The sequence below is a fragment of the Mycobacterium pinniadriaticum genome, from assembly GCF_026242045.1.
GTDB lineage: Bacteria > Actinomycetota > Actinomycetes > Mycobacteriales > Mycobacteriaceae > Mycobacterium > Mycobacterium pinniadriaticum.
This window is the reverse complement of sequence record NZ_JAPJDO010000033.1, coordinates 56,636-64,824: the sequence shown is the minus strand read 5'-3', so window position 1 is coordinate 64,824 and position 8,189 is coordinate 56,636. Positions and strand designations below refer to the sequence as shown.

General features: G+C 63.2%; 8 protein-coding genes and 1 other RNA gene. 7 read left to right on the top strand and 2 right to left on the bottom strand.

What is annotated here, in order from left to right:
• Nucleotides 1-442 precede the first annotated feature (442 nt).
• From ORI27_RS26005 to ORI27_RS25985, 4 genes are all read left to right on the top strand, one after another.
• Nucleotides 443-682, top strand: coding sequence for a redoxin NrdH (locus ORI27_RS26005; protein WP_265999967.1), 240 nt, complete (start codon nucleotides 443-445; stop codon nucleotides 680-682).
• Between the two features lie 28 nt (nucleotides 683-710).
• Nucleotides 711-1,193 (top strand): class Ib ribonucleoside-diphosphate reductase assembly flavoprotein NrdI, encoded by a 483-nt coding sequence (gene nrdI, locus ORI27_RS26000; RefSeq protein ID WP_265999966.1) that lies wholly within the window; start codon nucleotides 711-713, stop codon nucleotides 1,191-1,193.
• Nucleotides 1,160-4,558: a class 1b ribonucleoside-diphosphate reductase subunit alpha gene (gene nrdE / locus ORI27_RS25990; RefSeq protein WP_407666431.1), complete on the top strand. Its 3,399-nt coding sequence runs from the start codon at nucleotides 1,160-1,162 to the stop codon at nucleotides 4,556-4,558. Before nrdI ends, nrdE begins: the two co-directional genes overlap by 34 nt.
• Nucleotides 4,559-4,580: 22 nt before the next feature.
• An RNA gene (locus ORI27_RS25985) (hammerhead ribozyme type II) lies at nucleotides 4,581-4,649 on the top strand.
• A 332-nt stretch (nucleotides 4,650-4,981) separates the two neighbouring features.
• Here ORI27_RS25985 and ORI27_RS25980 read toward each other — a convergent pair.
• Nucleotides 4,982-5,362, bottom strand: a complete 381-nt coding sequence (locus tag ORI27_RS25980) for a DUF5997 family protein (RefSeq protein WP_265999965.1) — start codon at nucleotides 5,360-5,362, stop codon at nucleotides 4,982-4,984.
• A 25-nt stretch (nucleotides 5,363-5,387) separates the two neighbouring features.
• Between ORI27_RS25980 and ORI27_RS25975 the strand changes: the two genes are divergently transcribed.
• From ORI27_RS25975 to ORI27_RS25965, 3 genes are all read left to right on the top strand, one after another.
• Nucleotides 5,388-6,095 carry a LysR family substrate-binding domain-containing protein gene (locus tag ORI27_RS25975; RefSeq protein WP_265999964.1) on the top strand — a complete coding sequence of 236 codons (708 nt, stop codon included), beginning with the start codon at nucleotides 5,388-5,390 and terminating at the stop codon, nucleotides 6,093-6,095.
• A 66-nt stretch (nucleotides 6,096-6,161) separates the two neighbouring features.
• Nucleotides 6,162-7,049 (top strand): phytanoyl-CoA dioxygenase family protein, encoded by an 888-nt coding sequence (locus tag ORI27_RS25970; RefSeq protein ID WP_265999963.1) that lies wholly within the window; start codon nucleotides 6,162-6,164, stop codon nucleotides 7,047-7,049.
• A gap of 22 nt (nucleotides 7,050-7,071) precedes the next feature.
• A complete protein-coding gene (locus ORI27_RS25965) occupies nucleotides 7,072-7,263 on the top strand; it encodes a hypothetical protein (protein WP_265999971.1) in 192 nt (63 codons plus the stop codon).
• Here the strand turns inward: ORI27_RS25965 and ORI27_RS25960 are convergent.
• Nucleotides 7,260-8,165 (bottom strand): acyl-CoA thioesterase, encoded by a 906-nt coding sequence (locus ORI27_RS25960; RefSeq protein ID WP_265999962.1) that lies wholly within the window; start codon nucleotides 8,163-8,165, stop codon nucleotides 7,260-7,262. The two genes, ORI27_RS25965 and ORI27_RS25960, sit on opposite strands and share 4 nt — an antisense overlap.
• Between the last annotated feature and the right edge of the window lie 24 nt (nucleotides 8,166-8,189).

Genomic DNA, 8,189 nt, shown 5'->3' with positions numbered 1-8,189 from the left:
ACCTTCACTGGGGCCTCCATCCACATCTGTGGCTCTACCGGCCAGGACCCACTCCTGACGGCAACCCACGATCACATGTGGCGAGGCCCCAGCCTCCCCATACGGTCTAGGGCAAGCGGCTGTCGTTCGGCGTGTTGTGACATGCGACACGCCGTGCGGGGCGGTGCCGAGGTGCTTACGACCAGGGAATTTCAGAATTGTTATTCAGAACATGTTGTATCTCTTCTCGCTGTCGGACACTAGGTGTAGTGTTCGGGAGGCCGACAGACCCGAGAGTTACGGGGCCGCCGGATCGCCGGAACCGAAGCTGAGACGTCGGTCCGAGCGGCGCCGCCGGCCCGGAATTTCACGGTCTGAAAGCTCGCTGAAAGTTCATGAGTGCCTGCGCACAGTCCGTCTTGCTGAGTCCATCGCCATGTTTCGCTGAGGAGCCATACCGCAGATGACCATCACCGTGTACACCAAGCCCGCGTGCGTGCAGTGCAACATGACCTACAAAGCCCTGGACAAGGAAGGGCTGGCCTATGACGTCGTCGACATCTCCGAGGACGCCGAGGCTCGCGATTACGTGATGGCGATGGGCTACCTGCAGGCGCCGGTGGTGGTCGCCGGTGGCGATCACTGGTCCGGCTTCCGGCCGGACCGGATCAAGGCGCTCTCCGGTGCCGCGCTGAGCGCCTAGCGACCCGGGCGCCACGAGGAGCGATGTGATGAATCCGGATGGCGGCCTGAGCCTGGCAGGCTCGGAGCGGTTGGTGTACTTCTCCAGCGTTTCGGAGACCACCCACCGCTTCGTGCAGAAGCTGGGCGTGCCCGCCACCCGGATTCCTCTGCACGAGCGCATCGAGGTTCGCCGGCCCTACGTCCTGCTTCTGCCCACCTACGGCAGGGGCCGGGGTGACGGCCCGACGCTCGACGCCAAGGGGTACGTGCCCAAGCAGGTCATCGCGTTTTTGAACAATCCGCACAATCGGTCCCTGATCCGCGCGGTGATCGGGGCAGGCAATACCCAATTCGGTGCCGAGTACTGCTTTGCGGCCAAACTGGTGTCGCACAAGTGCAAGGTGCCACTGCTATACCGCTTCGAAATGATGGGAACCGCAGAGGACGTGGAAGCCGTTCGTGCGGAGCTGGCTGAATTCTGGGAGGACGAGGACACGTGGCACCTACGGTCACAGCTGCAGAGCCTGTAACGGTTTCCGGGCACGCGTTGCCCGGCGAGACCGACTACCACGCGCTCAACGCGATGCTGAATCTGTACGACGCGGACGGCAAGATCCAGTTCGACAAGGACGTCTTGGCCGCCCGTCAGTACTTCCTGGAGCACGTCAACCAGAACACCGTCTTCTTCCACAATCAGGACGAGAAGCTCGACTACCTGATTCGGGAGAACTACTACGAGCGCGAGGTTCTCGATCAGTATTCGCGCAACTTCGTCAAGACGCTGCTGGACCGCGCCTATGCCAAGAAGTTCCGGTTCCCGACCTTCCTCGGCGCGTTCAAGTACTACACCTCCTACACGCTGAAGACCTTCGACGGGAAGCGCTACCTGGAGCGGTTCGAGGACCGCGTGGTGATGGTGGCGCTGACGCTGGCCGCCGGCGACACGATTCTGGCCGAGCAGCTGGTCGACGAGATCATCGACGGCCGCTTCCAGCCGGCCACCCCGACGTTCCTCAACTCGGGCAAGAAGCAGCGCGGCGAGCCGGTGAGCTGCTTCCCGGCGGGGACGCCGATCGACACCCCCGACGGCCCGAAAACGATCGAGACGTTGCGCGCGGGGGACCGGGTGTTGTCGCACGACGGGTCATTTGCGCTGGTTGAGGATCTGGTCCGGAATCCGAATTCCCAAGCGCTCGTATCTATTTCGCATTTCGGGCACAAAGAACCGATCCTGTGCACGCCAGAACACCCGATTCTGGTGTGGACGACGCGCGACGTCCGGACCCTCACCATGGACGACGGCGCGGACCCCTTCAACGGGTTCGTCTGGCTCGAGGCGAAAGACATCGACCCAGCGATGGACTTCATCGTGACTGTCGCGCCGACGGAGACGCGAAAGGTCCGCGTTCATGATCTGATGGACCATGCGGGTGCCGGCACGTACGAAGACGTCGACGGGATGATCCATAAGGTCAACACCGACGCCAAGCACCGTAACAAGCAACGACACACCCGCAACTTCATACCGGTGGATCGGTATGCCGAGGAATCGTTCGACCTCGGCCACATCCTCGGCTGGTACCTCGCCGAAGGTCATATCTCGAAACGATCAGGCTCGGACGGTCTGGTGCCCAACGGGATTCACTTCACCCTGGGTGCACACGAACTCGAGTATCAACAGGACCTGGCCTATTCGTTCAAGATGGTCTTTGGAACGGACTTGTCGCTGAACCAGAGCTTCTCCGATCAGTCGGTTCGGATGATCTGCAACAGCAAGATCGTCGCCTCGCTGTTCCTGTCCATGGCCGGTACTGGGTTCGGTGAGAAGCGTCTGACCCATGATCTACTGACCGCCAACGAAGACTTCCAGCGCGGCCTGTTGCTCGGTTTGTTCCGCGGCGACGGGTGCACCACTACGGGCGGGATGATGCTCGACCTGGTGAATCCCGAACTGGTCGACCAGGTGCAACTGATCTTGCGCCGCCTTGGGATCGTGTCTGTCGTTCGGCAGTACGTGAACCAGGCGGGCAATGCCACCGGTCAGGTCTTCGTTCCCGGATTGCCGGGCACCAATGAGGAGTTCATCTTCGATGTCGGGAAGAACCTGCAGAACTATGTGGGGCGCAAGGGATCGTTGCGCACAACCTATCAGGTTGTCCATGGACGGCATGTGTATGGAATCCGTGAACTGAAGCAGACAGACCAGATTCCGGAGAACGTCTACAACCTTCATGTCGAGCGCACGCACACCTACACGATCCGCGGTGCTGTTGTGCACAACTGCTTCCTGCTGCGCATCGAGGACAACATGGAGTCGATCGGCCGCTCGATCAACTCCGCGCTGCAGCTGTCCAAGCGCGGTGGTGGAGTTGCGTTGCTGCTGACCAACATTCGCGAGCACGGCGCCCCGATCAAGAACATCGAGAACCAGAGCTCGGGTGTCATCCCGATCATGAAGCTGCTGGAGGACTCGTTCTCCTACGCCAACCAGCTCGGCGCGCGTCAGGGTGCGGGCGCGGTCTACCTGCACGCCCATCACCCCGACATCTACCGCTTCCTGGACACCAAGCGCGAGAACGCCGACGAGAAGATCCGCATCAAGACCCTCTCGCTGGGCGTGGTGATTCCCGACATCACCTTCGAGCTGGCCAAGAAGAACGAGGACATGTACCTGTTCTCGCCCTATGACGTCGAAAAGGTCTACGGCGTACCGTTCGCCGACATCTCGGTCACCGAGAAGTACCACGAGATGGTCAACGACGGCCGGATCCGCAAGACCAAGATCAAGGCGCGTGAGTTCTTCCAGACGCTGGCCGAGCTGCAGTTCGAGTCGGGCTACCCGTACATCATGTACGAGGACACGGTGAACCGGGCCAATCCCATCGACGGCAAGATCACCCACTCCAACCTGTGCTCGGAGATCCTGCAGGTGTCCACACCCTCGGAGTTCAACGAGGATCTGTCGTATTCCAAGGTGGGCAAGGACATCTCCTGCAACCTCGGCTCGCTGAACATCGCCAAGGCGATGGATTCGCCGGACTTCGCGAAGACCATCGAGGTGGCCATCCGCGGGCTGACCGCGGTCAGCGACCAGACCCACATCTGGTCGGTGCCCTCGATCGAGCAGGGCAACAACGACTCGCACGCCATCGGGCTCGGGCAGATGAATCTGCACGGATACCTTGCGCGCGAACGGATCTTCTACGGATCCGAAGAGGGTGTCGACTTCACCAACATGTACTTCTACACGGTGCTCTACCACGCGCTGCGGGCGTCGAACAAGATCGCCATCGAGCGGGGGACGGCGTTCAAGGGCTTCGAGAAGTCGAAGTACGCCAGCGGTGAGTTCTTCGACAAGTACACCGAGCAGGTGTGGGAGCCGGCGACCGAGCGGGTCCGCGAGCTCTTCGCCGATGCGGGCATTCGCATTCCCACCCACGAGGATTGGCTGCGGCTCAAGGAGTCGGTGCAGGCCAACGGCATCTACAACCAGAACCTGCAGGCGGTGCCGCCGACCGGGTCGATCTCCTACATCAACCACTCCACCAGCTCGATCCATCCGGTGGCCAGCAAGGTGGAGATCCGCAAGGAAGGCAAGATCGGTCGCGTCTACTACCCGGCGCCCTACATGACCAACGACAACCTGGAGTACTACCAGGACGCCTATGAGATCGGCTACGAGAAGATCATCGACACCTACGCCGCGGCCACCCAGCATGTGGACCAGGGGCTGAGTCTGACGCTGTTCTTCAAGGACACCGCCAACACCCGCGATGTCAACAAGGCGCAGATCTACGCCTGGCGCAAGGGAATCAAGACGCTGTACTACATCCGGCTGCGCCAAATGGCGCTTGAGGGCACTGAGGTGGAGGGTTGCGTCAGCTGCATGTTGTAGGGCGCGGCGCTTCAAACTGATTTGCCGAAACGCCGACTACGGTTGGCGTCCCTGGGAGGTGGTGTTCTCAGGCTGATGATGGCGGCCGCAGTGCTTATGACCGTTGGGCCCTTGAGCTTTCTCGTGGGTTTCGCAGTATCGGAAGTTATTGGATACCTGTCAACGACAATCGCAAAGGAGGCCATGCCTATGAGAAAACTAGTAGTGAGATGCGCTAAAGAGCGTACGGGTAGAACCGGAAAAGCCACCTCCTGCTATCCAGGGTTACCCTGCTGACGAGCCTGTGAAAGTCAGGCGAAATAGCGAATCTCGCGGGCTGTAGCGCGCGTTTGGACGTCGCACCCATCGCATCGACTCAGACGTGAGAGTGAGCCTTTCGCGATTTCTTCGCTCTCAGTTCTGGATCGAGTGCTCGAGGTCAGCTCAGCGAGCCTTTTCCGCGCGCAGTGCCTTGACCCGACGCTCCTCGGCCAGCACGTTCTGGTAGCTCTCGCGTTCGGCGATCAGCCAGTCCGGCTTCTCGGCGAGCAGCGCATCAATCTGCTCGGTGGTCAGCGCATCAAGCACGCCGCCGCGCGCCAGGCCGGCGATCGAGACACCAAGCTTGGCCGCCACCAAGTTCTTCGGGTGCGGCCCGTTCTTGCGGAGGTCCTTGAGCCACTGCGGCGGGTCGGCCTGCAACGCGGCGAGCTCATCGCGGGTGATCGCGTTCACCTGGAATTCCGCGGGCGTCGCCGGCAGGTACACGTCCAGCTTCTTGGCCGCCGTCGCGGGTTTCATCGACTGCGCGTTGGGCCTGCTCATGCCCGTCAGCCTATAGCCTGAGGCGGTGACCCAGGCCTCGCTCACCCTCGGATACGTCCCTGGCGGGACGCCGGCCAAGTGGGCGCGGACCTGGGCGCAGCGCCACCCCGACATCCCGCTGACATTGCGCGCCGTGGAAGCGGCGGACGCGGCCGCCGAAGTACGGGCGGGCACCGTCGACGTGGCATTGATCCGACTGCCCGCCGACACCGCCGCCTTGGCCGTCATCCCGCTCTACGAGGAGACGACGGTGGCGGTGGTGCCCACCGATCACCTTCTGTCCACAGTCGACGAGATCAGCTCCGCGGACCTCGACGACGAGCCGATCCTGCTGCCACTCGACAACGTCGTCGCCTGGCCTGACGCCCCGGGCACCCCGATCGATCACCGCCCCGAAACCACCCAGGACGCAATAGAACTCGTCGCGGCAGGCATGGGTGCGCTCATCGTGCCGCAGTCGCTGGCCCGGCTGTATCACCGCAAGGACCTCACGTATCGCCCGATCGCCGACGCGCCGAGGTGCTCGGTGGCGCTGGCATTCCCCGAAGGGGCGCAGTCGGACCTGGTCGAGGAGTTCACCGGGATCGTGCGGGGCCGCAAGCCCGGTTCCTCGCGGGGGCAGGCCCAGCCCGCACCGAAGCGCACCGCGCGGGAGAAGACGCTGGCCAAACAGGCTGCCCGCGCCGCCGCCGGCAAGGTCGCCCGTAAGCCGACCAAGCGCGGCAGACAATAGACGGCGTAACGGGCGTGTGACCCCGTTTTACCTGGTCAACACACTTGCTCCGAGATAATTGGACTTATGACCGCGTTGAACCATGTTCCGGCTGCCACGTCACCCGCCGAGCTAGCCGACCTTCTCCGCACCGACGGCTACGTCATCGTCGACAACCTGGTTCCGGACTCGCTGATGGACGCCATCGACGACGAACTCGGGCCCTACCTCGACGCGACGCCGATGGGCTACAACGCGATGATCGGCCGCAAGACCCGCCGCACCGGTGCGCTGGTGGCCCGTTCGGCGGCCTGCCGCAGGCTGATTCAGAACCCGTCGATCCTGGGTGTGTGCGGCGACTTTCTCGGTCATGCCAGCGCTTTTCAGCTGATGCTGACCCAGGTGATCTCGATCGAGCCGGGCGAATCGGACCAGGCGTTGCACCGCGACCAGAACGCATTCGACTTCTACCCGTTTCCCGACGACTACCACGTGCAGTGCAACACCCTGTGGGCGATGACCGACTACACCGCCGAGATGGGTGCCACGCGAGTGGTGCCCGGCAGTCAGGTCGGCGATAAGAAGCCGACCGATTACGCCGACGACGAGTGCCTGCAGGCCGAGATGTCGCGAGGATCGGTGCTGATCTATTCCGGAAAGATCGTGCACAGCGGCGCCGCCAACCGCAGCGAGAAGATCCGGCGCGCCATCAACGTCAACTACTGCGTGGGCTGGGTTCGTCAGGAGGAGAACCAATTCCTCTCGGTGCCAACGGAAGTCGCGCGCACCCTCGACGACGACCTGCTGAAGTTGATCGGCTACCAAGAAGGCGCGTGGGCGATGGGGTACTTCCGCGACTTCGAAGACCCGCTGCGCGCGATCCGTGGAGACGCGGTCGGCTACGGATTCGACGCCACCAACCTCAACGGCAATGCAGGCGCCGCATTCGCCGAGCAGCTCACCCACAGCGAGTGATACTGGGCCCGCGGCCGCAGTCATGCCGGCGGCGTTCATCGGGCACGGCAGCCCGATGAACGCGCTGGAGCTCACTCGGTACACCTCGGCGTGGCGTGCGTTCGGCCGGTCGGCGCTCGAATCGATCGGGAGACCGCGCGCGATCCTCGTGATCAGCGCGCACGGGTACGGGTCGCTGTCGATGACGTCCTACACGTTGGGGCTATCGGCTTAGAAGATCGTGGACGTCTTCCCACGGCTGTCCTGCCCATTCGGGAACCGGCGCAGCAGGGCCTCCTGAACGAAGGATGCGACCAGCCGGCCGTCCTCGGTGAAGACATGGCCGCGTCCATAGGCCCGTCCGGCACCGGTTGCCAACGACTCGTGATCGATGAGCAGCCACTGCCGAGCGTCGAACTCGTCGTGGAAGGTGATGTCCTGGGTCAGTACACCGGTCGACACCTCGGTATGGGCCATCGACTGGCCAAGGCCGGCATGGGGGCGCATCGCGGTGGCGATGAGCCAGCCGTCACTGGCGTGCGACAGCAGTGCTCGTGCCATCGTCGTGTCGTCGACCGGTGCATCGGGGAAGCGAATCCACAGCTGTAATGACGGCGGTCCGGTCTGTGCGGGGTCGGCGATGTCCACGTCGCCCACGACGATGGTCTGCGGGGCCGCAAGCCAGTGGGGGACAGCCTTCGCCGCATCCGGGGCGGGTGCGGCGGGCATCGGGATCTGATGGCGGACCAGGTCTGGTTCCGCGACGTCGAGCAGGACCAGTGAGCGCGCACATAGTCGGTCGTTCTGGGCGAATGTCACTGTGGCGCTGGCGATATTGCGTCCCTGGTGCATCGGCTCGACCCGGATATCGACAGGTTGGTCGAGTCGGGCGCCCCTGGCGAAGACGGTTTGCGCCGACCGCACCCGTTTGTCCGGAATGCATCGGCTGGCGGCGACGACCGCCTGGCCCACCATCTGGCCGCCGAAGACGACCCCGCGTCGCTCGGTGAAGTACGGGGCCCGCAACACACCCTCGCCGGCATCGCTGAGGGTGAACGCGGCATGGAGTTCGGCGCTCAGCGAGGCGGCGGTGCGCGGGTCGGGATGTGCGCCGGTATCACGGTTCGATGAGGTCACGTCGCGATGGTCGCACGCGCCGGC